This is a genomic window from Candidatus Scalindua japonica, assembly GCF_002443295.1.
Classification (GTDB): domain Bacteria; phylum Planctomycetota; class Brocadiia; order Brocadiales; family Scalinduaceae; genus Scalindua; species Scalindua japonica.
The window spans coordinates 142,316-164,984 of sequence record NZ_BAOS01000003.1; the positions used below are offsets into that span (position 1 = coordinate 142,316).

The 22,669-nt window shown below is 38.6% G+C and carries 23 protein-coding genes; 20 read left to right on the forward strand and 3 right to left on the reverse strand.

Going from position 1 to position 22,669, the window contains the following annotated elements:
- Window positions 1-72 precede the first annotated feature (72 nt).
- The 7 genes from SCALIN_RS02035 to SCALIN_RS02065 all read left to right on the forward strand — a co-directional run bounded on the left by SCALIN_RS02035 (window position 73) and on the right by SCALIN_RS02065 (window position 6,539).
- Window positions 73-744 (forward strand): Ig-like domain-containing protein, encoded by a 672-nt coding sequence (locus SCALIN_RS02035; protein ID WP_096892596.1) that lies wholly within the window; start codon window positions 73-75, stop codon window positions 742-744.
- Window positions 744-1,187, forward strand: a complete 444-nt coding sequence (locus SCALIN_RS02040; RefSeq protein WP_096892597.1) for a prepilin-type N-terminal cleavage/methylation domain-containing protein — start codon at window positions 744-746, stop codon at window positions 1,185-1,187. The genes SCALIN_RS02035 and SCALIN_RS02040 overlap by 1 nt, the downstream gene beginning before the upstream one ends.
- Window positions 1,188-1,370: 183 nt before the next feature.
- Complete coding sequence (locus SCALIN_RS02045; protein WP_096892598.1) at window positions 1,371-2,612, forward strand: PilN domain-containing protein; 1,242 nt, start codon at window positions 1,371-1,373, stop codon at window positions 2,610-2,612.
- 2 nt (window positions 2,613-2,614) lie between these two features.
- Window positions 2,615-3,256: a GspMb/PilO family protein gene (locus SCALIN_RS02050; RefSeq protein WP_096892599.1), complete on the forward strand. Its 642-nt coding sequence runs from the start codon at window positions 2,615-2,617 to the stop codon at window positions 3,254-3,256.
- 71 nt (window positions 3,257-3,327) lie between these two features.
- Window positions 3,328-4,221: a hypothetical protein gene (locus tag SCALIN_RS02055; RefSeq protein ID WP_133111614.1), complete on the forward strand. Its 894-nt coding sequence runs from the start codon at window positions 3,328-3,330 to the stop codon at window positions 4,219-4,221.
- The gene (locus SCALIN_RS02060) at window positions 4,218-5,420 is read left to right on the forward strand and encodes a type II secretion system F family protein (protein ID WP_096892601.1); all 1,203 of its coding nucleotides are present in this window, start codon (window positions 4,218-4,220) and stop codon (window positions 5,418-5,420) included. Before SCALIN_RS02055 ends, SCALIN_RS02060 begins: the two co-directional genes overlap by 4 nt.
- Before the next feature lie 201 nt (window positions 5,421-5,621).
- Window positions 5,622-6,539, forward strand: coding sequence for a PEP-CTERM sorting domain-containing protein (locus SCALIN_RS02065; protein ID WP_203415302.1), 918 nt, complete (start codon window positions 5,622-5,624; stop codon window positions 6,537-6,539).
- Window positions 6,540-6,989: 450 nt separating this feature from the next.
- On the opposite strand, the gene SCALIN_RS02075 is transcribed toward SCALIN_RS02065, so the two are convergent.
- Complete coding sequence (locus tag SCALIN_RS02075; RefSeq protein WP_096892603.1) at window positions 6,990-7,817, reverse strand: dihydroorotate dehydrogenase electron transfer subunit; 828 nt, start codon at window positions 7,815-7,817, stop codon at window positions 6,990-6,992.
- On the reverse strand, window positions 7,810-8,730 hold the full coding sequence (locus SCALIN_RS02080; RefSeq protein ID WP_096892604.1) for a dihydroorotate dehydrogenase: 921 nt from the start codon (window positions 8,728-8,730) through the stop codon (window positions 7,810-7,812). Before SCALIN_RS02080 ends, SCALIN_RS02075 begins: the two co-directional genes overlap by 8 nt.
- A 133-nt stretch (window positions 8,731-8,863) precedes the next feature.
- On the opposite strand from SCALIN_RS02080, the gene SCALIN_RS02085 reads away from it, so the two are divergent.
- From SCALIN_RS02085 to SCALIN_RS02145, 13 genes are all read left to right on the forward strand, one after another.
- Window positions 8,864-9,580: a ZIP family metal transporter gene (locus tag SCALIN_RS02085; RefSeq protein ID WP_162532108.1), complete on the forward strand. Its 717-nt coding sequence runs from the start codon at window positions 8,864-8,866 to the stop codon at window positions 9,578-9,580.
- A gap of 198 nt (window positions 9,581-9,778) precedes the next feature.
- On the forward strand, window positions 9,779-10,864 hold the full coding sequence (locus tag SCALIN_RS02090) for an SO_0444 family Cu/Zn efflux transporter (protein ID WP_096892606.1): 1,086 nt from the start codon (window positions 9,779-9,781) through the stop codon (window positions 10,862-10,864).
- Complete coding sequence (gene ruvC / locus SCALIN_RS02095) at window positions 10,865-11,344, forward strand: crossover junction endodeoxyribonuclease RuvC (protein ID WP_096892607.1); 480 nt, start codon at window positions 10,865-10,867, stop codon at window positions 11,342-11,344.
- A gap of 94 nt (window positions 11,345-11,438) precedes the next feature.
- Complete coding sequence (gene argB, locus SCALIN_RS02100) at window positions 11,439-12,440, forward strand: acetylglutamate kinase (RefSeq protein ID WP_096892608.1); 1,002 nt, start codon at window positions 11,439-11,441, stop codon at window positions 12,438-12,440.
- Window positions 12,441-12,611: 171 nt separating this feature from the next.
- Window positions 12,612-13,796, forward strand: a complete 1,185-nt coding sequence (locus SCALIN_RS02105; RefSeq protein WP_096892609.1) for an aspartate aminotransferase family protein — start codon at window positions 12,612-12,614, stop codon at window positions 13,794-13,796.
- Window positions 13,797-13,871: 75 nt separating this feature from the next.
- Window positions 13,872-14,798 carry an ornithine carbamoyltransferase gene (argF, locus tag SCALIN_RS02110; protein ID WP_096892610.1) on the forward strand — a complete coding sequence of 309 codons (927 nt, stop codon included), beginning with the start codon at window positions 13,872-13,874 and terminating at the stop codon, window positions 14,796-14,798.
- Between the two features lie 23 nt (window positions 14,799-14,821).
- Window positions 14,822-15,544, forward strand: a complete 723-nt coding sequence (gene rph, locus SCALIN_RS02115) for a ribonuclease PH (RefSeq protein WP_096892611.1) — start codon at window positions 14,822-14,824, stop codon at window positions 15,542-15,544.
- A gap of 87 nt (window positions 15,545-15,631) precedes the next feature.
- Window positions 15,632-16,249 (forward strand): XTP/dITP diphosphatase, encoded by a 618-nt coding sequence (locus SCALIN_RS02120; protein WP_096892612.1) that lies wholly within the window; start codon window positions 15,632-15,634, stop codon window positions 16,247-16,249.
- A 70-nt stretch (window positions 16,250-16,319) separates the two neighbouring features.
- Window positions 16,320-16,658 carry a c-type cytochrome gene (locus SCALIN_RS02125; protein ID WP_162532109.1) on the forward strand — a complete coding sequence of 113 codons (339 nt, stop codon included), beginning with the start codon at window positions 16,320-16,322 and terminating at the stop codon, window positions 16,656-16,658.
- A gap of 125 nt (window positions 16,659-16,783) precedes the next feature.
- On the forward strand, window positions 16,784-18,586 hold the full coding sequence (gene lepA / locus SCALIN_RS02130) for a translation elongation factor 4 (protein ID WP_096892614.1): 1,803 nt from the start codon (window positions 16,784-16,786) through the stop codon (window positions 18,584-18,586).
- A gap of 69 nt (window positions 18,587-18,655) precedes the next feature.
- The gene (locus SCALIN_RS02135; RefSeq protein WP_096892615.1) at window positions 18,656-20,152 is read left to right on the forward strand and encodes a S26 family signal peptidase; all 1,497 of its coding nucleotides are present in this window, start codon (window positions 18,656-18,658) and stop codon (window positions 20,150-20,152) included.
- Between the two features lie 17 nt (window positions 20,153-20,169).
- Window positions 20,170-20,964, forward strand: a complete 795-nt coding sequence (gene lptB, locus SCALIN_RS02140; RefSeq protein ID WP_096892616.1) for an LPS export ABC transporter ATP-binding protein — start codon at window positions 20,170-20,172, stop codon at window positions 20,962-20,964.
- A 32-nt stretch (window positions 20,965-20,996) separates the two neighbouring features.
- The gene (locus SCALIN_RS02145) at window positions 20,997-21,212 is read left to right on the forward strand and encodes a DUF2905 domain-containing protein (RefSeq protein ID WP_096892617.1); all 216 of its coding nucleotides are present in this window, start codon (window positions 20,997-20,999) and stop codon (window positions 21,210-21,212) included.
- On the opposite strand, the gene SCALIN_RS02150 is transcribed toward SCALIN_RS02145, so the two are convergent.
- Window positions 21,199-22,104, reverse strand: a complete 906-nt coding sequence (locus tag SCALIN_RS02150) for a UbiA-like polyprenyltransferase (RefSeq protein ID WP_096892618.1) — start codon at window positions 22,102-22,104, stop codon at window positions 21,199-21,201. The two genes, SCALIN_RS02145 and SCALIN_RS02150, sit on opposite strands and share 14 nt — an antisense overlap.
- Window positions 22,105-22,669: the final 565 nt, after the last annotated feature.

Below are 22,669 nucleotides of genomic sequence, written 5' to 3' on the forward strand. Positions count from 1 at the left end.
TTAAGTTTGACTTGACTTAAACATCTGTAGTGATATCATTTATAAGAACAAATATTATATGGAAAAATACTTGTGTTGATAAAAATTAAAATACATTATTTATTTATTCTCACGATATTCTGGTGCTGTTTTGCTTTTGCAGATGAGAACGTTAGCACTTCGAAGGCAACAGGAGGGGATCAGATAATTGTATCCCCAACCAGTACAATGATTGATGTAAGTGATACTGTATCGGTAAACGTATTAGTTCTGGACGAAGATGGAAATCCGGTTGAAGGACATAAAGTACAGATGATTCCGGAGAATGATCAGATATTGTCGGTTAACATCGGACATTCCGTTTCAGATGAGTCGGGGTATTTAAGTTTTTATATACTTGGTAAGCAGCAGGGAAACAGCACTTTGACAGTAACTGACGGCGTGGTTTCCTCTCAGATAGATGTTGCCATTAGAAACTTAATTCACTATATTCTTCCGTATTTCTATGGTGAAATGCAGTTGAGCATTGTTAATCCTACTTCAGACGTAAATTATGCAAAGATCCAGTTTTATGAGAATAGCGAACGATTTATTGAACCTGTTGTAGTGAGATTGGAAGCCAAAGAAATGAAGACTCTTAACCTTTCAGAAGAGCTGGATACTGTACTAAAAGATGGCTGGGCAGAGATACACTCTACTGAACTTATCTTTGGTGGGGTATGGACGAATAAGGGATATCTCTCTTTCAAAAAGATAGACAAATAATGGTAGATAAGCATAGTAATTCCAAAGCGTTTACGCTGATAGAATTATTAGTTGTTCTCGTTATTATAACAATTGGTGCTGTTATTTCTGTGCCGAGAATAACAACCGGTATTGATACCGCAAAGTTCAGAAATGCCGTCTCTGAGGTTGTTACTTACTTGAGAAATACACATCTTGATGCAATTTTAGAAAAAAAAGATATAACTGTTTCTATCAATTATGAACAAAATGTTCTTCAAAGAAACGACGATCAGTTCTTTAATATACCACCTGATATAGTCTTAAACCCTTCATCTATTGGCGAACAACAGGTTGGGAAGTTTATATTCTATAATAACGGAAGAGGTTCAGGCCCGAAGATAGAGTTTCTAGGCAGCAATGCAAGGAAAGCGGTAGTGTATGTTGATCTGATATCCGGTTTGGCGAAATTTGATTTGGATTAGGATTTAGCTACAGAATACACGAACCTGGCCAGTATAGATATATAAAGATTGGCTTTAGAACCATATTAACCTGAATTGAGCAATTCTTGATCAGGTTAGTGGCTATTTCCCACATCTGAACTCGTTCGTCAGGGTGGACAAACAACCTCTATCACTTTTCGAGCAAAGGAGAAAGTAGAGACAATGTTCTTTCCAAAGAGTATCGGATTGTCACTTCATGGAAATGATCTTATTATTTCGAAAGCATCTCAAAAATTCTTAAAATCCACATCTCAAAGTATAGTGGTTGATGACTTTCTTATAAAGGATTCTCTGGATCTCAAATTAATAATGGATGCACACGGCTTTCAGACAATGAATACTGTCTTGTCATGGCCCAGAGAGAGGGCTATAGTAAGGGAGATTGAGTTGCCGGGATCAAATATTAAGGAACTGAGAGAATCTATTTCCTACCAGCTGGACAGTTTTGTTCTATTCCCCGAAGAAGAAGTATACTACGACATCCATCCTTCTCATTCCGATGAATATGGTGAAAAGGTATTTATATTTGCCGTAAAAAAGGAAGAGTTGGATGGCGTTATTGTAAAACTGGAGGCATCAAATCTTAAACCAGATCGGGTGATCATCTCTCCGCTCTCTTATATTCCACTAGTTAACAATGATAAAGTTGCTGTCATTGAAAAATGCGAAGACAGATACACTTTCAATTTATATGTAGATAAATCACTTGTGAGTACTTCACTGGTTAGGAATAAAAACTTATTAAAGACTAAAATTATTGAGAACAAACCGGATGAATTAAAATTTTTGGAGTGTGGGCAGGAGGAAACAATTGATGTGCAGAGTGAGGATGATGCAAATATTGAATATTGGGATTCAAATAAGCAATCACTCGGTGTCGCGCTGAACGGGCTTACAGAGATTTTAGGTAGATTTAATGTATTAAAGGTAAAAACAAAAGTTAGAATTAAAGCTTTTGCGATAATGGGTATACTTTCAATCCTGGTACTTGCTTTCATCTTTATTTTACCCGGTATATTCAGGGACAAGAAGGTGCAGAGTTTACAGGCTATCGATGCAAAGCTTAAAAAGCTGCGTCCCCGTGTAATGGTATCGAACAGATTAAGAGAAGAAATAGATAGTATTTCAGAAATTAATGACAAAATAAATGAAGTCGTACAGAAAAATTCACGTAGGATAGACGTGGTTGCTGAGCTTACAAAGGCGCTTCCGAACGATACATGGGTACGAAATTTATTAATAAAGAAGGATGGTTTTGAGATAGAAGGTATTGGCTTATCAGGTTCAAAGGTGCTGACTTTACTGGAATACTCACCTCGTTTTGACAGTGTCAGCTTTACTTCTTCGGTTGTTAAGGATAAATCGGGTAAAGAGAAATTTAAGATTAAAGGGGGTATAAAGTAAAGATGAGAACATCTCTGAATAAGCTCAGTAAGCGGACTGTGGTCTTCTTGTCAATTACTGTCGTTTTGATCATCATAATAATATGCGATCAGCTCTCATTCAACCCGTTTCAAAGTAAGCCAGGAAGCCTGAATGATAAAATTGCTTTAAAAAAGGAGTTGTTTATTAAATATAATGCCGTAATTAGCGACAAAGATTTATATGAGAAACAGTTAATGAAATTAAAAAACACCTACAGCTCCTTTGAGACGAAATTTATTCGATCAACAACAGAGGATCTGGCCCAGGCAAAACTACAAGATTATATTAAAAGTGTCGCGAGGAAGAGTGGGCTTATGATTTCAAGAAGCTCTGCGCAAAAAGTTGAAATAATAAATGAAAAGCCTCATTTAATGCTTGTATACGCGAGAGTTCAGATAAACGAAATAGATAAAATAAAGAGACTTCAGAAATTTCTTCATAATATTGAATACAATAATGAAAAACTGGTTTTTGTAGATGATCTCAAAATAAAAAGCACTGGCTTTACTACTACGAAAGGAGTGTCAGCTACCATTAAGCTGTTTGCAATAGCGATGCTTGAGACAAAAGTATTAAAAAATACGGCAGGTCTCCCCCCGGCAATTGGTATTACAGGGGGTTGATATTAAGGAGGTCACGATGGTATCATTTACATGATCAACAGGGCAGTGGGGTTGTTTTTGATAGAGAAAAAATGTTACAAAAAAAATTTAAATTTAAGAAGCTTATTAAGCGTAATAAACCGAAAACACATGCTTCCATAGATAACGTACATGGTACAAGGTGTATATTGCACGTGGTAAATTTGACTCTTTTCGGAGTTGTCATAATGCTTACAATAGCCAGTGTGTTAATCTATTGCTTAATGCCTGTTATGGACGTGTCCGATCTGTCTACAATGGTAGAAGTAAGGAAAAAAGAAGTTGTCACTGCCACTGTACCTTCAGATCCTGAATCGGTGGATGTAGGTTCAAAGAAGGAGGATGTGATTGAAAATGAAGCCTTTAATATTATTACTGAAAGGAATGTGTTCTCACATAACAGGAAAGAGTGGGTAGTAAAGGCAGTAATACCAAAAAGATCTGAAATTAAGAAGAAAAATCTTGCAAAGAAAGAGATTGCAAAGAAAGCTATGGCCAAGAAAAAAGCTATGGCCGGAAAACCAAAGAAGATTGTTCTACACGGAATTGTGATAGTCGGAGATATAAAGAAAGCGTTGATTAACAATCCACTAAAAGGGGTCAGTAAAAAGAAAACAATGTATGTTGAAGAGGGAGAGGATTTAGAGGGATATAAAGTTACCAGTATTGAAAAAGACAGGATAAGGCTTGACTGGCATGGGGAGGAGATAGTCGTTTTGCTCTATTCTGGATTGACAGATCCTGAGAAGGCTGGCAGTGCCAGAAAAAGAAAAACAGGAGGTGTTACCAAACTAGACTATAAATATAATGTAGTTGATGGCGCGCGGACTGGAAAAAGAGTAGACGGTGAGAGCAGAGTAGTTAACAAAACAGCATTTGCTGATATACTTGAAGGTTTACCGATAAACCTCATGCCTGTGGATACTGAAAGAAGTGAAAAGAGATGAGTACATTTAAATATCGTGTTATGACCAGAGGAAGCGGAGTTCTGGAGGGTAAGAGGGCTTCGGTTAGCAAGACGGAGTTATTGGATTATCTGAAAAAATCGGGTCATATTGTCCTGAAAGTTGAAGAAGTCGGAGGAGGAAAGACCGGCAAGTTGTTGTCTAACCGTTCAGTAAAGAAGGCTACAGTCTTTTTTACCCAGGAACTTGGCATTCTGCTCGACAGTGGTGTTTCACTTGATAAAAGCCTCAGGATCCTTTCAGATGCACAGGACAATAAAAGGTTTAAAGGGGTGATACTGGATATTCTGGAGGAGGTTAAGGGCGGCAAATCACTTGGTGACGCGTTATCGATGTTTCCTGATATCTTTCCCGGCGTTTATGTAAATATGGTCCGTGCCGGTGAGGAGAGTGGTGTTCTTCCCAGTGTACTCGAACGTCTGGGCTCTTTTATGGAGAGAGTGCAGAGGATTAAGTCTGAGATAACATCATCACTTATCTATCCAATGTTTCTGGTTATGTCAGGCCTTCTGTCAGTAGGTGCATTGGTCCTGATAGTAATACCAAGATTTACAAAAGTTTTTGATGAAGTTGGCATTTCCCTGCCGATGTCTACCCAGATATTGATAAAACTCTGTGACGTTTTGACAAACTACGGATGGGTTTTGTTTTTCGTCTTAACAGGCATCTACTTCCTGTTGAAATCACTAAAGAATAAAACCGGTATACAGGCGAGTATAGACAGGAAAAAACTTGGTATACCTGTCCTTGGAGATATATTCTGGAGAATTGAAATATCCCGTTTTGCAAGAACGTTAGGCACATTACTTGAAAATGGAGTCTCTCTGTTGACTTCTATTGATATTTCAAAGGGCGTTCTGTCAAACGCTTTTTTATCAGACAAAATAGAGTCTGTAAAACCAGATATAAAGGCCGGTAAAGGTTTTACGGTTCCATTAAATGAGAAAGCGTTCTTTCCAGGAATAGCTCAACATCTGCTTAAGGTTGGTGAAGAGACCGGTAAATTGGATGAAATGCTTGTAAAGGTATCTGATAACATGGATACGGACATAGAACAGAGAATCAAGAGGCTCATATCTCTGGTTGAGCCCGCTTTAATCCTGGTAATGGGATGTGCAATTGGTGTAGTTGTCATTTCCATGTTAAGCGCCATATTCAGTATCAATGAAGTATCATTTTAGTTAAGAGTCTGGAGACTAGACAGTATTCTGCCATTTGTTATGATATTCAAGCTTGTAAACGTTTGGCATCGCTAATTGAGGTGTATTTTTATTTTATTGGCTTGACATTATTCTGGCTTTTGTTATTATGATCGTAATTGCAAACGTTTTATATAGCTAATTGAGGTGTGTTTTTATTTTTTCGTGAGAGGAGGAATTAATATGAAGACAATTAGTAGGTTGGAAAAGTTTGCCCTTATTGCTGTGATAATGGCTGTGGTTTGTGTTTGTGTTCCTGCACAAAACGCATCAGCTGCAACAACAGCAGATGTTATGAGTGTTGTGGATGAATCAGGCTCAATGTCAGGAGAACATGCCTGGCTTGGTACTATGATGACAACACTCGATACTGCCCTTATAGCTGCTGGAGTGACGGGTAATCAATATGGTCTGACCGGTTTTGGCGGTCATGTTGCTAGCGATGTTCCACATAAGCACGTAGTTGGAGCTGGTGATTGGGGAACAGCAGCACAGTATTCCACTGCAACAGGTGGACTTGCTACAAGTGGTGGCTTTGAAGATGGGTGGAACGGCATAGACTACGCACAAAACAACTACTCATATAGAGGTAGTGCGGCAAGAAATATGATTTTGGTGACAGATGAAGATCGAGATACTCAGAATGGTGCATTGTCATATGCTGGTGTCTTATCATCACTTACAAGTACCAATACATTGTTAAATGCTGTTGTAAACTCAACATTCACTTTTGATGGTGATGCTCTAATCGGAATAACCTCAACGCATGGCTATAAAGCAGATGGTTCCGGTGGTTATACTTCCCATTTGTTATCGTCAGGGACATTAACAATAGGCGGTTTTGGAACCACAGAGGCTGACTATGTTGATCTTGCAATTGCGTCAGGTGGTGCAGCTTGGGATCTAAATATACTTCGTTCCGGCGGAAATAGCGCAACTTCCTTTACTACTGCATTTATTGACATAAAAGTAGAGGAAATTGTAGTGCAACCACCATCGGTTGTACCAGAACCAACAACCGTGGCCCTACTGGGTATTGGCTTAGTTGGACTGGCAGGTGCAGAAGTAAGACGTAGGCGTAAGAAGAAAATAGTAGGATAAATATCAGGTAATTAATTACCTATGTTGATTCATAATACATACACCTACATTCGTCATAAACTGATGGATGTAGGTGTTTTTATATCCCGCTTTCTCTTCTTAGCTTCCCATTTATTCTCCAACCGGTTATAGTGTTCACTCTCTGTTTGAAATTATGTTTATACACCATTCTCTGGCACTCTTGGACAGTCACACAAGGGGTGAAACATCGCCATCGTCTCTACCTGATGGTTACTTGCAATGGTTAAAGAATATTAAAAATTCAGATCAGGGAACGATTATGCTTCGCTGTCCATATTTGACCAGGTTACTGTATGCTTTGACGGCGGACTATCCATGCAAAGCTTGTGCAATTTGGCACCTGAAGAAGTACAAACCTTTTTTTAAAATATATAAAAAGTCACGGGAAAGCTTCACACCGCTCCATGCAGAGGAGGAATGTGTGCTAACTTAGCAGCTTCTCCACTCCGCATATTCTTGTAGCTGGACTTTCCTGCCGCTTTTAAGAAGTGAGAACTTTCCAAAATCATGCATATTGCTGAGAGTCTGTAGATTAAATACAGGTCCATCCTTACACACCATTTGTCTACTACAAACACATTGTCCGCAGATTCCTATACCGCACTTCATATATCGTTCCAACGATGCTTCGCATTGTATATCACGTTTTTTGCAGAATTCGTACACCTTGAACATCATAATTTCAGGGCCGCATGTATAGACAATATCGTATTTGTGTTTGTTGTGAAGCTCCTCCAGGATGTCTGTCGGGTATCCTTTAATACCTTCACTTCCATCGTCTGTAAAAAGTATTATGTCCTTATAGCGGTTTTTGAAAAACAATGAGGTACTGGTCGCTGCCCCCATGAGAATTGTGGGATTATTAGCCTGGAGCTTTTCAATTAATATCGTTACAGACGCCATTCCACAGCCACCGCCTATTACGCAGGCACTTCCCTTTCCGTCCGCAATTACATCCGGAAAACTGTATCCATGACCAAATGGCCCTCTTATACCAAGTTGTTCCCCTGCTCCCATTTTGTGAAGTAGTTTTGTATATTTGCCTCTTTCAAGCACGGTAATTCCGAAGAAGTCATCTCCCAGATATGATACTGCAAATGGTTTCTCGTCAATGCCCGGCAACCAGACCATAATAAACTGTCCCGGGGTATAATCAATCTTGTGCTTGAACATAAATGATTTTGTTCCGTCAGACTCATCGATGATCTTATCGATCTTCATCATTACCGGCTGATCAAAAGAAGCAATTTCACTCATGGGCTATTCCAATCATTTCGTGTATTGTATTATAGTTGTTTTCAGACATCCACATTTCCATCTCCCGGCATATTTTCTTAAAAATATCTATGCCTCTTTCGTAAATCCCGGTACCAACGCCAACTGCTGTAGCACCGGCCATGATCATCTCTATGGCATGGCGGCCTGTAGAAACCCCTCCAGTGCCGATTATAGGGATTTTAACTGATTCATATATGTCATATACGCATCGCATTGCAACAGGTCTCAGGGCTGGCCCTGAGACGCCTCCTACTTTAAATGAGAGTATCGGTTTTCGTGCCTCTATGTTTATTATCATGCCCGGCCCAAGTGTATTAACGGCTGTTATGGCATCGGCTCCGGCATTTTCAGCCGCCTTAGCTAAGCTTCCTATTTCAGGTATGTTAGGAGATAACTTAACAAATATAGGCAGCCTGCTGACTTTCCTGACAGCAGAAACAATCTTTCCTGTACTTTCGGGTGTTCCCTGTCCGGCCAGTAATCCAAATCCCGGTGTATGAGGGCATGAAAGCGGGAGTTCTATGGCAGAGAATCGGGTTTCCGACAGTGTGTCCACAACGCGTACAAAATCGTCCGGTTCAGTGCCGATAATACTGGCAACTACAGGTATTGACACTTCTTGCAAGTTTGAAAATTCCCTGGCTGTCTCTTCCGCACCGGGGTTAGAGTATCCAACAGCATTTAACATACCTGCTTCAAATGGGATTACAGTCGGATTTTTATGACCCTCCCTGGCTTCAAAACTGACCGATTTAATGGTAGCGGCGCCAACTCCATTCTCCGCAACCCGGTTTAACAGAGACTTGGAGGTACCGAGAAACCCTGATGGAAGTATAGTCGGGTTTGACATTTTTATCCCGCACAAGTCAGTAGTTAGATTCGGCGTAGTCATTTTTTTGGATACAATTTTAATGGAGATGCTAAGGATTTAAGAATATACCAGAAAGAAGGTGTTTGTTGAAGGTATATTTTTTGAATGTTCTTATAGTATTGACTTTTAACAGGAAATGTGTATTTATATTTATATGATTACATTTTCAGGCTATCTTCTGCTTATATTCGTTATATCTGCTATTGGAGGCATGTTTCCTTTAATAAGGGGATGGTCCAAAAACAATATCAGGCTGATAGTAAGTTTTGGTGTGGGTGTTTTGTTTGGAAGTTGTTTTTTTTATATGCTGCCGGAAATAACAGAACCTCTCGGCAGTAGTGTCGGAATACCTATTTTGATCGGTTTTTTTGTTATTTATATTCTTGAAAAATTTGTAATGGTGCATTCCTGTGAAGAGGATGTATGTGATGTTCATACAATAGGGCTCTCAGCATTTTTAGGTATATCATTTCATAGTTTAATAGAGGGTATGTCAATGGGAGCCGGATTTCTGGTGAAAGATATTGGCATAATAATATTTCTGGCAATTGTCGTTCACAAATTTCCTTCTGCCCTGTCTCTTACCGGTATTCTTATGCATAGTGGGTACAAAAAAGCAAAGATTATCAAACTGGTGTTAATTTTTTCATTGACTACGCCCATAGGCGCTTTCATATCTTTCTTTATTTTCAAAAGCCTGCATGAGAGTGTTCTTGCCTGGGCGATTGGGATATCTTCAGGGACTTTTTTATATATTGCCAGCAGCGATCTTCTGCCATTCGTCCACCAGCATCATCCCAGAAAATTTTATAATTTGTATAGCCTGGCATTAGGTGTGTCACTGATGTGGATAGGGAAATATTTCCTTTAGACCCTGATTTCACGGATGAACACGAATTAATTTTGATGTAATACGTGTAATTGTCGAAACCGGTTGGTGTGTCGGCAGATTTCAGGTAACATTGCTGACTATGCTTGCAAGGCTGTTAATAGAATCAACACGCTTCAGCGAACAGGCAATCCTATTTTGACCAGGCATTGGTAACTATCGATTGAGGTTACGAAAAAAATGGAGCTAATTAAATTGTTTTTGTACGGTATTTGGGATATTTTCTTACTCCTGGCGCCATTGATGTTAATAGGCTTGCTGATTGCGGGGATACTTCATGTTTTAATTCCAAGACGATTGATTCAGCGTCTCATGGGTGGTAAAGGATTTATAAGTGTCATTACATCAGCGGCTCTGGGCATTCCACTTCCGATTTGCAGTTGTGGTGTTGTTCCTATCGCCGTAGAGTTGAACCGTAAAGGGGCCAGTAAACCATCAACAATGTCGTTTCTGATAACCACCCCTGAATCAGGGAGTGATTCAATTCTGATAACATGGGGGTTATTAGGTCCTTTTATGGCAATTGCCCGGCCAATCGCAAGCCTCTTTTCCGCCTTACTGGCAGGTATTTTTGCAATTTGCCTGCTCAGGGATAATGACGAGAATGATAGGGGAAAACAAGAAGATGCTGGAAAGGATACAGGCTGCAATGATAATTGCCAGATTGATAATGAATTGAATGATGTGGGAATATCATATTTTATTAAACGGATATGGAGTTATGCATTTAAAGAGATGGCGGATGAGATTGTTTTTTCACTGTTAGTTGGGCTTTTGCTGGCAGGTTTGATTATAGTAGCTTTTCCAGATAACCTTGCTATATATGGTCTGGGAAAAGGTATAATACCAATGTTGGTTATGCTGGCGGCAAGTGTTCCTCTGTACATGTGCGCGTCTGCCAGCACTCCTATTGCAGCTGCTCTTATAGTAAAAGGTATAAGCCCTGGAGCTGCCATGGTTTTTCTTTTAGCAGGTCCTGCGACTAATGCGGCTACAGTTATTATGCTGACCAGACAATTTGGGGGTAAATTCGTTCGGATTTATCTTGTATGCATTGTAACAGGGGCTCTGATATCCGGTTATGTTTTCGACTATATATTAGCCCTTTCAGGGGTAGACATTGTACCAACTATCAGCCTGGGCAGCCATTCCGTCATTGGTGTTTTCCAGTGGGTGTCTGCATTACTGCTTATTGCTCTTATGGTCTGGCGTTTTTGGAATGGCGCTGCCAGAACTGGTCTAAAAGATTTCAGGATTTCAGGATAAATGCGTGTATTAGGGATAGATCCGGGTACCTTGGTGACCGGTTTTGGGATTGTTGATGATATGAGAGGAAAGTTAACTTCGGTGGACTATGGTACTATTGAGGGAAGACGAAAGGACACTTTTCCAGACAGGCTTAAAATAATGTTCGATGGACTAAGTAAAGCCATTGAGGATTACAAACCGGAACATATTGCATTGGAGAGTGCGTTTTATGGAAAAAGTGTTAAAGCTGCTATTAAAATCGGTGAAGCCAGGGGTGTTGCAATTTTGTGCGCAGCAGCAGCGGGCATTCCTTTGTTTGAGTATGCTCCTACTGAGGTGAAGAGGGCGGTTGTTGGTACAGGTAATGCCCAGAAGGTGCAGGTAGGTAAAATGGTGAAACTCCTTTTGTCTTTAACCGAGTTGCCTGCCAGGTATGACGCGACGGATGCGCTGGCAATAGCCATATGCCATTGCCATAGAATGAAATTGCCGATTTAGTCTTGACAGAGATGTACTAAAAGTTATAATTCGAAGTTTGGATATTTTTTTGAGATTGTTGTAATTTGTTGTAAATTAAGCTATTAAGGGAAATATGTATCGGGCTGTAGCAGAAAATAAAGTAATTAACGGTGAAACCCATAGCCTTTTGTATGAGGATGATTTGTCCTCTGATTTTGGCTTCAAAACATCTACGATTAGAGACACGAAAGGTACTTCGATGGAAGAAGCAATTCGCAAATCCAGAGTCCTGATAGAGGCACTACCTTATATACAGTCTTTTAAAGATAAGATTGTAGTTGTAAAATTTGGCGGTAGTGCAATGGTAAACAAGGATACGTTTCAAAGTGTCCTTCAGGATATGGTTTTTATGAAGTCTATAGGCATGAAACCGATAATAGTACACGGCGGCGGTCCATTCATAAGTAGTGAAATGATAAAAAGAGGTAAAAAACCTCTTTTTATAAATGGATACCGTGTTACTGATAAAGAGACATTGGAAATTGCTATTGATGTGCTTACCAATCAGATAGGTAAATTAATAATAAATCATATAGATGAAATGGGAGCAAAAGGTGTATGTGTATGGAAAGAAAATAAAAGCCCGATCAAAGCCAGAAAGTTTGTCTATAATGATGATAAGTCAGAGACTGAAAATCTTGGTTATGTTGGCGAACTTACAGAGATAGAATGTGAGAGCTTTATTGAATTATGTGAAGGCGATCAAATACCAATAGTGCCTCCAATTGCCAAAGGTGCTAATGGGGAAGATTATAATGTAAATGCGGATATTGTGGCATCATTTGTAGCCGGTTCTTTAAAGGCTGAAAAACTGGTTTTTATTTCCAATACTCATGGGATTTCAACTGACCCGTCAAATCCGGAGTCGTTCACGTCTACATTACATGAAGATGAAGTGAATGAATTGATAAAGAGTGGAGTAATAAGTGGTGGAATGCTCCCGAAAGCTAATGCCTGTATTTCTGCCATGAGGGATGGCGTGAGTAAAGCACACATTATTGACGGCCATATACCCCATTCACTATTACTTGAAATTTTTACTGACAAAGGTGTTGGAACGCAGATTATTGTTTAACATACACAAATGCATTACCATGTGAAAATTTATGGTAGTGTATTTTCGGGTATTTTTAAGAGTTGGTCTTTTTTGATATTCACCCACTTCAGAAAGAGTGTACAATTATTAAGGCATTCCATTTTTCTATTTCCTCTCATCGAAGGAGATCTACATAAAGGAATCTAAATTATGAATAAAAGTGAAATACTGGCAAACTATGATAATTACGTAATTCCAAATTACTCTCGACATCCTTTTGTAATCGCAAGGGGTGATGGGGTGCATCTTTGGGATACTGACGGTAAGCGATACCTGGACCTCTTTTCCGGATGGGCAGTAAGTTCCTTGGGGCATTGTCATCCTGTAGTAACGAAGGCAATGCAGGAACAGGCAGCAACGTTGGTGCATGTTCCTAATATTTTCTATTCTGAACCCCAGGGGCGTCTTGCAAAATATATTTCTGGAAACTCTTTTCAAGGACAATGTTTTTTTTGTAACAGTGGAGCGGAAGCAAATGAGGCAGCTATAAAATTAGCAAGAATTCATAGCTCAAAAAAAGGTAAATATAAAATTATCACGATGAAAGACTCGTTTCACGGGAGGACCCTTGCAACCGTAACGGCAACCGCTCAACCAAAGTACCATAACGGCTTTGCTCCACTTATCGAGGGCTTTGCGTATGTATCATTTAATAACCTGAAAGAAATTGAAGATGCTATAGATGATAAAACATGTGGTATTATGCTTGAACCGATCCAGGGAGAGGGCGGGATTAATGTGGCAGATAAAGAATACATGAAGGGGTTGAGAAAGATTTGTGATGACAACGATATACTCTTGATTCTTGATGAGGTTCAATGTGGAATGGGAAGAACAGGAAAGTATTTTGCCTATCAGCATTACGACATAACACCTGATATTATGACGCTTGCTAAATCTCTTGGAAATGGCACTGCCGTGGGTGCTATGGAGACAAGTAAAGAGATTGCGGGGAGCCTGGTGCCGGGAAGTCATGCTTCAACATTTGGAGGCAATCCTCTTGCCTGCGCAGCATCAGCCGCTGTATTTGAAGTTATTGAATCGGAAGGATTGTTGGATAATGCGACAAAGATGGGTAATTATTCTTTTGAACAAATAAGAAACATTTCAAAGGAGCTTGACGTTATTAAAGAGGTGAGAGGCATCGGCTTGATGATAGGTGTTGAGCTCAAAATCCCTGCTGCAGAAGTAGTAAAGAGGTGTATGGAAAAGGGGCTGCTGCTGAATTGTACGCATGATACAGTGATAAGAATCATGCCGCAGCTAAATATTACAAAGGAATATATCGATCAGGGCCTGTTTATTTTGAAGGACATATTGAAAACGGTCAATTAGTAATAATAACTAGTATAAATTCCTGTCTGTACGGCAGACGGGTGTAAAATTAGTGTCTGAAAGGGGCTAATTTATATGCAGTGTAAAAATATGGTTTCAGTTGCGGGCTTAGAGCGTGAAGATATTGATGAGCTGTTTGCATTAACGGCAGAAATGAAGGAGGCTTGTAAAAGAGGTGATACCGACCTGTGCCTTTCCGGTAAAACCCTTGGAATGATTTTTGAGAAAAGTTCCATGAGAACAAGGGTTTCATTTGAGGTCGCGATGACTCAGATGGGGGGGCATGCAATTTATCTGACAAAGGATGATATAAACCTTGGTGAGCGTGAATCTATAAAGGATGTTTCAAAGGTTTTATCCCGTTTTATTGATTGTATTGCTATCAGAACTTATGATCACGAGACGGTTACGGAGCTTGCGGATAGTTCTTCTGTACCTGTAATTAACGCTCTGTCTGACTATACTCACCCGTGTCAGGCACTAACGGATTTATACACTATAAAAGAAAAAACAGGTAACCTTGACAGTGTTAAATTAGCATATGTTGGTGATGGAAATAATGTTGCCAGGTCATTAGCCTTTTTATGCGCGAAACTTAAAGTATCGTTTACGGTTGCCTCTCCTCAAAACTATGAATTATCCTTAGCATTTTTGAATGAGCTTGAGAAGATTGTTCCGGGAAAGGATTCATACATTAAACAAGTCAGAGATCCCAGAGAAGCAGTGGAAGGTGCTGATGTAATTTATACGGATACATGGATCAGCATGGGAGAAGAGGCGGAGGCAGAAACCAGACGGCATGATTTTAATGGTTTTCAGGTCAACAGTGAATTAATCTCACATGCGAAGAGAGACGTCTTTGTCATGCACTGTCTGCCTGCTCATCGTGGTGAGGAGATTACGGATGATGTTATTGATGGAGAGCATTCTATAGTATACGATCAGGCAGAAAACAGGTTACATGTTCAGAAGGCGCTGCTGAAATGTCTTATTAACGGGTAAATTTAGTTAGAGGTACAAATAAAATAATGCGAAAAGACGGGAGAAAACCGGACGAGATGCGCCCGGTACTAATTGAGAGAAATTATACAAAATTTTCACAAGGGTCAGTTCTTATACAAGTTGGAAATACTAAGGTGATATGTACTGCTTCCGTCGATGATAATGTGCCACCGCACAAAAAGAATTCCGGCCAGGGTTGGGTTACCGCAGAATATTCTTTGCTGCCAGGCTCCACACCTAAAAGAGTATCAAGGGAATCATCCAGAGGTAAGGTAGGTGGCCGTACTCATGAAATTCAAAGATTGATAGGGCGTTCTATGCGTGCGGTAGTTAATCTTTCGGCAATTGGAGAAAGGACTATATGGATCGATTGTGACGTCATTCAGGCAGATGGAGGCACGAGGGTCGCTTCAATTACCGGTGCGTATGTTGCTTTAGTAGATGCTATTAACTGGTTGAAAGATAACGTTGGAATAACAGGAGAACCTTTATCAGGGAGTGTGGCGGCAGTGAGTGTGGGCGTAGTGGATAGTGTGCCATTACTGGACCTGTGTTATGAAGAGGATGTTTCGGCAGATGTTGATATGAATGTCGTCTTGACTGGTGAAGGAAAATATATAGAGCTGCAGGGTACAGCAGAGAAACAGACATTCTCAGAAGAAGAGCTTGCGCAAATGATAGGTCAGGCAAAAAAAGGGATAAGCGAATTAACTCTGATACAAAAGGAAGCATTAGATAAGACGTAGCGGAAACCTTCAGGTTTCCATTGCCCTGGCTAAGTCTGTAATGGAAAGCGAAAGCCGTTCCGCGACATTTTGCTGGTAACAGATTGTATGATAAAAACGAGCGGTATCGTAATTGGGACTAAGAATAAAAACAAGAAAGAGGAGATCAGGAAAATATTGAGTGGAATGTCATTGCCACTTTTGGATCTGGAAGATTTTAATAACGTTCCTGATGTCATTGAAGACGGTGTTACCTTTGAAGAGAATGCGGCTAAAAAAGCATTACAACTCGCAAAGTTTTGTAAATTATCGGTTATGGCGGATGATTCAGGTCTTGAAGTTGATGCGCTGAATAAACGTCCGGGTGTTCTTTCATCACGTTATTGTGGCGAGGATACCTGTTATGAAGAGAAATGCGCAAAGCTGCTTGAGGAACTGGATGGCATTCCTGTTGAGAAGAGAACAGCGAGATTTAAATGTGCAATTGCTCTGGCAGGTCCGGAAAAATTACATTTTGTAGTAGAGGCAAGCTGTGAAGGCTTTATTAATACAGAACTTCGCGGTGAATATGGTTTCGGATATGATCCTGTATTCTATTTATCTGAATATAACCAAACGATGGCAGAATTAAGTCCTGATGTTAAAAATCGGATTAGCCATAGAGCCTTGGCCCTGGGGCTTTTTAAAGAAGGTCTAAAAAAATTTGTTGTTAATTCTGTACATTAAAGAATGTACCGATGTTGAGTAAGCAATAAATTAAAAAATTGTTTTTTTTATTAAAGAAAGGAGCATTACATTGAGAAGTAAGATAGTAGTATCATTGTTAGTTTTAGGTTCAATTTTTTGCTTAAGTTTAGCAAATGCATTTGCTGATGACATTGACACGGAAGAGATATATGCTGAGAAGTGTGCATTATGTCATGGTGACGATGGTAAGGGTACCGATGCTGGTAAAGGGTTTGGGACTAAAGATTTTACAGATAAAGAGTGGCAGTCTTCACGTACTGACGATGAGTTTGTGAACTCAATTACAAATGGAAATCCTGACAATACAAATTACCTTCCTTTTGGTGATATGTTGTCAGAGGAAGAGATAAAGGCAATGGTCCCGCATGTAAGGGCATTTGCTCATTAAACCGTATTTGTCTTTCTCACAGGTTTTTATTCCCTGTGAGAAAGACGGAAATAATCGGGATTAAGAGTTCTTGTGTCCATAATACATGGTTAAATAATCGTTAGTTATAATAATAGAGGGTTTTTTTGAAAATAAATAATATTCGTAATTTTTGTATAATAGCTCACATTGATCATGGGAAGTCTACGCTGGCAGATTGCCTGCTTAAAACAGCAAAGGCAATTAATCCGAGAAAGTTTCGTGACCAGTTACTGGATAACATGGATTTGGAAAGAGAACGTGGTATTACCATAAAAGCAAGTGCGGTTTCTCTCGATTATGAAAAAAATGGAGAGATATACTCTTTAAATCTGATAGACACACCTGGGCATGTCGATTTCAGTTATGAGGTGTCACGTAGCCTCAGCGCCTGTGAGGGAGTATTGCTTCTGGTTGATGCTGCACAGGGGATTGAAGCACAAACAATAACTAACATGTATATGGCGATGGAGAAAAACCTTGAAATCATACCTGTTCTCAGCAAAATAGATATAAAATCTGCCAGACCGGAGGAAGTAAGTGATGAAATTGTAAGTATCCTTGGTGAAACGGACGAAGATATCATTGCCGTGAGTGCCAAAACCGGTCTTGGAATAGAAGGGGTTTTTGATGCAATAATAACACGTATGCCTTCTCCGGAAGGTGATTCAAGCATGCCTTTGCGGGCCTTGATATTTGATTCTGTTTATGATGACTATCGTGGTGTAATAGTATATTTCAGGATCTTTGACGGTACTATCAAGGTCGGTGATAACATTTTAATGATGAAAACCAATAGATCATTTCTCATTACCGAATTGGGTGTATTCAGGCCAGAAATGACTTCAGTAAATGAATTAAGCGCCGGAAGTGTCGGATATTGTGTTGCCAGTATCAAGTCTATTCATGATGTACATGTTGGTGATACCATAACATTGAAAGAGAAAAAGACTGCAGAGGCCCTTCCCGGTTACCGCAAACCGCTGCCCATGGTTTTTTGTGGATTATACCCTACTGCAAACACTGATTTTATGCCATTAAGAGCAGCGATTGAAAGATTGTGGCTTAACGATTCTTCGTTTACTTTTGAACCGGAAACGTCTCAAGCTCTTGGATTCGGGTTTAGATGTGGATTTCTCGGTCTTTTGCATATGGAAATCGTACAGGAACGATTAGAAAGAGAGAGCAATGTCGGTTTGGTACAAACGGCCCCAACTGTGACATACGAAATATTAACGCATGATAATAAGATAGTACATATTGATAATCCGGAAAAATTGCCTCCTGTTGGAACCATTAAAGAGTTTCGAGAACCGGTAGTTGAGGCAAGAATTATACTTCCATCAGAGTATATCGGTGCTATCATGCAGCTGGTAGATGAAAAAAGGGCTACGTACAAGAGCACAGAATATATGGGTGAAAAGCGGGCGGTACTTACGTATACAATGCCATTGGGAGAAATAATTTTTGATTTTTATGATAAACTGAAATCATTAACAAGGGGATTTGGTACTCTGGACTATGACCTTATAGGTTACGTGCCTGACGATCTTGTAAAGCTGGATATACTGGTTGGTGGACAGAAAGTGGATGCTCTTTCATGTATCGTGCACAGAAAGAAGGCTGATTATAAGGGGAGAAGTCTGGTTAAGAATTTAAAGAAGGATATATCACGTCATATGTTTGAAATTCCTATTCAAGCAGCTATCGGGAGCCGGGTGATCGCAAGAGAAACGATACGTGCAATGTCTAAGAATGTCACTGCAAAATGTTACGGTGGTGATATTACCAGAAAACGAAAACTCCTTGAGAAGCAGAAGGAAGGGAAAAAGAGAATGAAAAATGTAGGAAATGTAGAAATTCCGCAAAGCGCATTCTTATCTGTACTCTCGACGGATGATAAAAGCTAGCAGGTTGATGAAGCTGGAAGTTTGAGAAAAATATTTTATATTAACTGGTTATATATTTATTAATCTAATATGAGTAAACAAGAACTGAAGAACGATAAAAATAAGAAAAAAAAGCAAAAAGGGTTCTTTCGTGAAAACATTGAATCAATCCTCATAGCAGTAGCTCTGGCTTTTATATTAAGGATTTTTATAGTGGAAGCATTTAAAATCCCTACAGGTTCAATGGCCCCAACATTATTGGGTGTACATAAAGATGTTAAATGTCCTAACTGTAATTGGAAATTTAAAAGTAATCAAAATATAAATTATGTAAAATGTTCAAATTGTTTTTATAAAATACGTATTTCAGATAACGGAAGAAGGGGAGGAAGCAGAATACTTGTAAACAAGTTTTCATATGATTTCGGTAGCCCCAGGAGGTGGGATGTTGCCGTTTTTAAATATCCTTTTGCTGATGTTACATGCATGTCATGCGGTTTTTCTTCAAACCACTCAATGATGTGCGAAAAGTGTACTAATTTGAAGAAAGAAAATTTCATTAAGAGCAAGGTTAATGAATATTTTAAACGTTCATTTGGTATTAACCAATATCACACGGAAACGTGTAAGTCATGTAATGCATCAAATACTATTTTGTGTGCGCAGTGTGGCTCTACAAATGTGCATGTTATCCGAAAAAATTACATAAAACGTTTGATTGGTTTACCGGATGAGAAACTACAGGTTATAAATGGGGATATTTATATTGATGATAAGATAGCGAGAAAACCGGAAAAAGTTCAGAATGCGCTTTGGGTACCGGTTTTTAGTAGCAATTATCCGGCAAAACAGGAAATTGTGAAAAATTGGGAAACGAAGGATGAGTATTGGGATATCAGTAAAGAGCAATTACATTTAAAAATACCTGAAGGGATTGATCAAAAGTCATATATAACATTTACAAGAGACATTGTAGATTATAGTGTTTATAACAGTGAAATTACTGATGGTGTATCTGCAGATATAATGTTGTCATTCAACGTTGCTGCTACTGGAAAAAATGGAGGAGTTTTGATATTACTGGAAGAGGATGACAAAACGTATGAGGTTTTTATTCGTTCACAGGGAGAGAAAAAGGAGTCTTATTTAAAAATTTCAGGCTCGATTGTTGATAGCAACGCTACCGTTTTTCTAGAACCTGGGAATGTATCTAGAATTAAATTTTCAAGTGCAGATAATGAAATTGTCCTGAAACTGAACGATACAGTTGTTTTTTCACATACATACGATACTGAATTATCATCACTGGATGGTCATACAAAATTCAGCAGATTGAGCTTTGGAGGAATTCATACGGAAGCAGTCTTTAATAATATTGCAATTTCTCGTGATGTCTACTATTCAGAAACCGGGAAGTGGGGAATATTCAATCCGGTGGAGATAGGTAAAAAGGAGTACTTCTTTATGGGAGATAATAGTAGAAACAGTAATGATAGCAGGTATTGGAAATTTGTTCCTGAGAGCAGTATGGTTGGCAGGGCATTTATGGTATTCTGGCCTCTAAGTACTATTAAGATTATCAAGTAGCTATATAAAAGTATAAGATGAAATTAGTCCAGGCCGTTGAAATAACTAAAGCATATGGAAGGAAAACTGCTGTAGACCATATCAGTTTTGAGGTTCATTCCGGTGAAATAGCAGGACTACTGGGACAAAATGGTGCCGGGAAAAGTACGGCATTTGCGATGGTTATTGGTATGATAAAACCGGATCATGGTAAAGTCTACTTTCGTGGCGCTGATGTTACTGACATGCCGATATACATGCGTGCAAGGTTGGGCATGGGATATCTTTCTCAACAACCATCTGTTTTTCAGCGTTTAACTGTTGAAGAAAATATATTAGCGGTTCTGGAAACGCTAAAAGTTAATTATAGAGAACGAATGAAAAAGCTGAATCAGGCTTTAGGTGAATTGGGGTTAACTCATTTGTCAAAAAAAATGGCATTCACTCTTTCGGGTGGGGAAAGAAGACGTCTCGAAATTGCAAGAGCTATATCAACTTCACCCTCACTTATCCTTCTCGATGAACCGTTCTCATTTATAGATCCAATAGCTGTTGCTGAAATCCAGGATATTGTTTTGAGCCTTAAGGAAAAGGGCATTGGTATATTATTAACAGACCATAATGTGAGGGAAGCGCTAAGTATTACAGACCACTCTTATATTTTGAGTACCGGGTCGATAATAACCAGTGGGACTACGCAAAAACTACTTAATGATCCACTTGCAAGAAAATCATATTTTGGAGAAAAATTCCTGGGTAATGATATAAGGTCTCGTGGCTCTTTTAGTACTTATGATGGAAAAGACGAAATATTAGAAACTGAAATGGAATAAAAAAAATTTAATTACTTTGTAATATCCTGATTGTGACTGAATGTGGGAAAATCTTAATTATTATTGGTTTATTACTGGCAATACTCGGGTGTATTTTTCTCTTTGGAAATAAGATACCGTTCATTGGCAAATTACCGGGTGACATAGCAGTTGAGAAGAAAAATTTTAGTTTCTATTTTCCCGTAACAACTTGTATCATTAACAGCATTGTCCTCTCCCTGATTTTATGGATTTTTAGCAAAAAATAGATATGTCTACAATTGTTGCAACCATCAATATCATACTTATAAGACCATTGACCGTAAAAAAAGCTAAATTTATTTTTGACAGGTCGTGTGGTTTTATAAGGGAATGCTCGTAAATAAGCATTATGCCAACAAAGACGACTCCTCCAAAATAAACATACCTTAGGTTTGTAAAATACATAAATAATAATAAGGTTATTACCACAAAAAAGTGTAACACAGATGAAAAAATAAGCGAATTCTTAATTCCCATCATTTTAGGAATAGAATGTAGTTTTGTTTCTATATCATGCTGCAGGTCCTGGCATGCATAGATAATATCGAAGCCCGCAGTCCATAGCAGCACAGCCAAAGCAAGTATAAAAGGGGCGGTGGTAATTTCTCCGGTTATACCAATCCATGCGCCTATTGGAGATAATGAAAGAGAGAGTCCCAGAACAAGGTGTGAATAATGAGTAAATCTTTTAGTATATGAATAGCCAAAAATTACCAGAAGGGCTGCTGGAGATATAATTAATGATAGACGATTCAACATTCCGGCACATACGATAAATAAGATTGTGCAGGATATTGTAAAAAACCATAAATTCGTTTTCCCTATATGGTTCTGGAGTTGAATGCGATATGCGGTTCTGGGGTTGCTGATATCATATTTGGCATCAACAAGCCTGTTAAATGACATTGCACAACTACGTGCCATTACAAGTGCGCCAATTATTAATAAAAGTGATCTTATTCGGGGCACCCCTCCTGCTGCAATAAAAGCACTCATCACTGCAAATGGAAATGAGAAAATAGTATGCGAGAATTTTATTAATTTAAAAATAGTAAAAAAACTTGATAAATTCTTTTGTTCAGGTTTTATACCGTTTTCTTCATTTTCAATATTGCTCATCTAATATACGTTTATACACAATTATTTGAAGTCCTTCTTGTTAATTTTTTTTATTATAAGCCTATTGCAATATATGTCAATATATATCATATTGTGATGGTTGTAAAAATAGTTACTATTAAGCTAAGATAAGCCATTCGTTTAAGTGGTAGAGTTTGGGTATTTAAATCGACCTCCGTCTGCAGTATTTATAAGTTTACGATAGTAAGAAATAATTCATATCGATGTGATCACTGTTTTGTTTAATTACTTTTAATTACTTGACTTCCGCTTATTTGTCATATAAAATCAGATACATTTTTTTAAGTATCTGGTATATTAATTTATATATGTAATACCAGTTTATATAGTTTTGACTTATGTAAAAAGAATTGAGGAAAGAAAACCATTTGTCCAACATGGAGAGTTTTATTGGATTCAAATAAAACTCAATTAAAATACAACTATTTTTCGTATCAATAGTTTGTCATGAATGTTTTTTTGATATGAAAAAACTTTATATGATTCAATAGATTGGTTCATTATCTGGCTCAGATTTTTTATAACGTAATTTTTTTTTATAGAG

Excerpts from the sequence above, each read along its gene's own strand:
- SCALIN_RS02040 (WP_096892597.1), top strand. The coding sequence starts at position 744 with ATGGTAGATAAGCATAGTAATTCCAAAGCGTTTACGCTGATAGAATTA.
- SCALIN_RS02045 (WP_096892598.1), top strand. The coding sequence starts at position 1,371 with ATGTTCTTTCCAAAGAGTATCGGATTGTCACTTCATGGAAATGATCTT.
- SCALIN_RS02050 (WP_096892599.1), top strand. The coding sequence starts at position 2,615 with ATGAGAACATCTCTGAATAAGCTCAGTAAGCGGACTGTGGTCTTCTTG.
- SCALIN_RS02055 (WP_133111614.1), top strand. The coding sequence starts at position 3,328 with ATGTTACAAAAAAAATTTAAATTTAAGAAGCTTATTAAGCGTAATAAA.
- SCALIN_RS02060 (WP_096892601.1), top strand. The coding sequence starts at position 4,218 with ATGAGTACATTTAAATATCGTGTTATGACCAGAGGAAGCGGAGTTCTG.
- SCALIN_RS02065 (WP_203415302.1), top strand. The coding sequence starts at position 5,622 with ATGAAGACAATTAGTAGGTTGGAAAAGTTTGCCCTTATTGCTGTGATA.
- SCALIN_RS02075 (WP_096892603.1), bottom strand. The coding sequence starts at position 7,817 with ATGAGTGAAATTGCTTCTTTTGATCAGCCGGTAATGATGAAGATCGAT.
- SCALIN_RS02080 (WP_096892604.1), bottom strand. The coding sequence starts at position 8,730 with ATGACTACGCCGAATCTAACTACTGACTTGTGCGGGATAAAAATGTCA.
- SCALIN_RS02085 (WP_162532108.1), top strand. The coding sequence starts at position 8,864 with ATGATTACATTTTCAGGCTATCTTCTGCTTATATTCGTTATATCTGCT.
- SCALIN_RS02090 (WP_096892606.1), top strand. The coding sequence starts at position 9,779 with ATGGAGCTAATTAAATTGTTTTTGTACGGTATTTGGGATATTTTCTTA.
- ruvC (WP_096892607.1), top strand. The coding sequence starts at position 10,865 with ATGCGTGTATTAGGGATAGATCCGGGTACCTTGGTGACCGGTTTTGGG.
- argB (WP_096892608.1), top strand. The coding sequence starts at position 11,439 with ATGTATCGGGCTGTAGCAGAAAATAAAGTAATTAACGGTGAAACCCAT.
- SCALIN_RS02105 (WP_096892609.1), top strand. The coding sequence starts at position 12,612 with ATGAATAAAAGTGAAATACTGGCAAACTATGATAATTACGTAATTCCA.
- argF (WP_096892610.1), top strand. The coding sequence starts at position 13,872 with ATGCAGTGTAAAAATATGGTTTCAGTTGCGGGCTTAGAGCGTGAAGAT.
- SCALIN_RS02120 (WP_096892612.1), top strand. The coding sequence starts at position 15,632 with ATGATAAAAACGAGCGGTATCGTAATTGGGACTAAGAATAAAAACAAG.
- SCALIN_RS02135 (WP_096892615.1), top strand. The coding sequence starts at position 18,656 with ATGAGTAAACAAGAACTGAAGAACGATAAAAATAAGAAAAAAAAGCAA.
- lptB (WP_096892616.1), top strand. The coding sequence starts at position 20,170 with ATGAAATTAGTCCAGGCCGTTGAAATAACTAAAGCATATGGAAGGAAA.
- SCALIN_RS02150 (WP_096892618.1), bottom strand. The coding sequence starts at position 22,104 with ATGAGCAATATTGAAAATGAAGAAAACGGTATAAAACCTGAACAAAAG.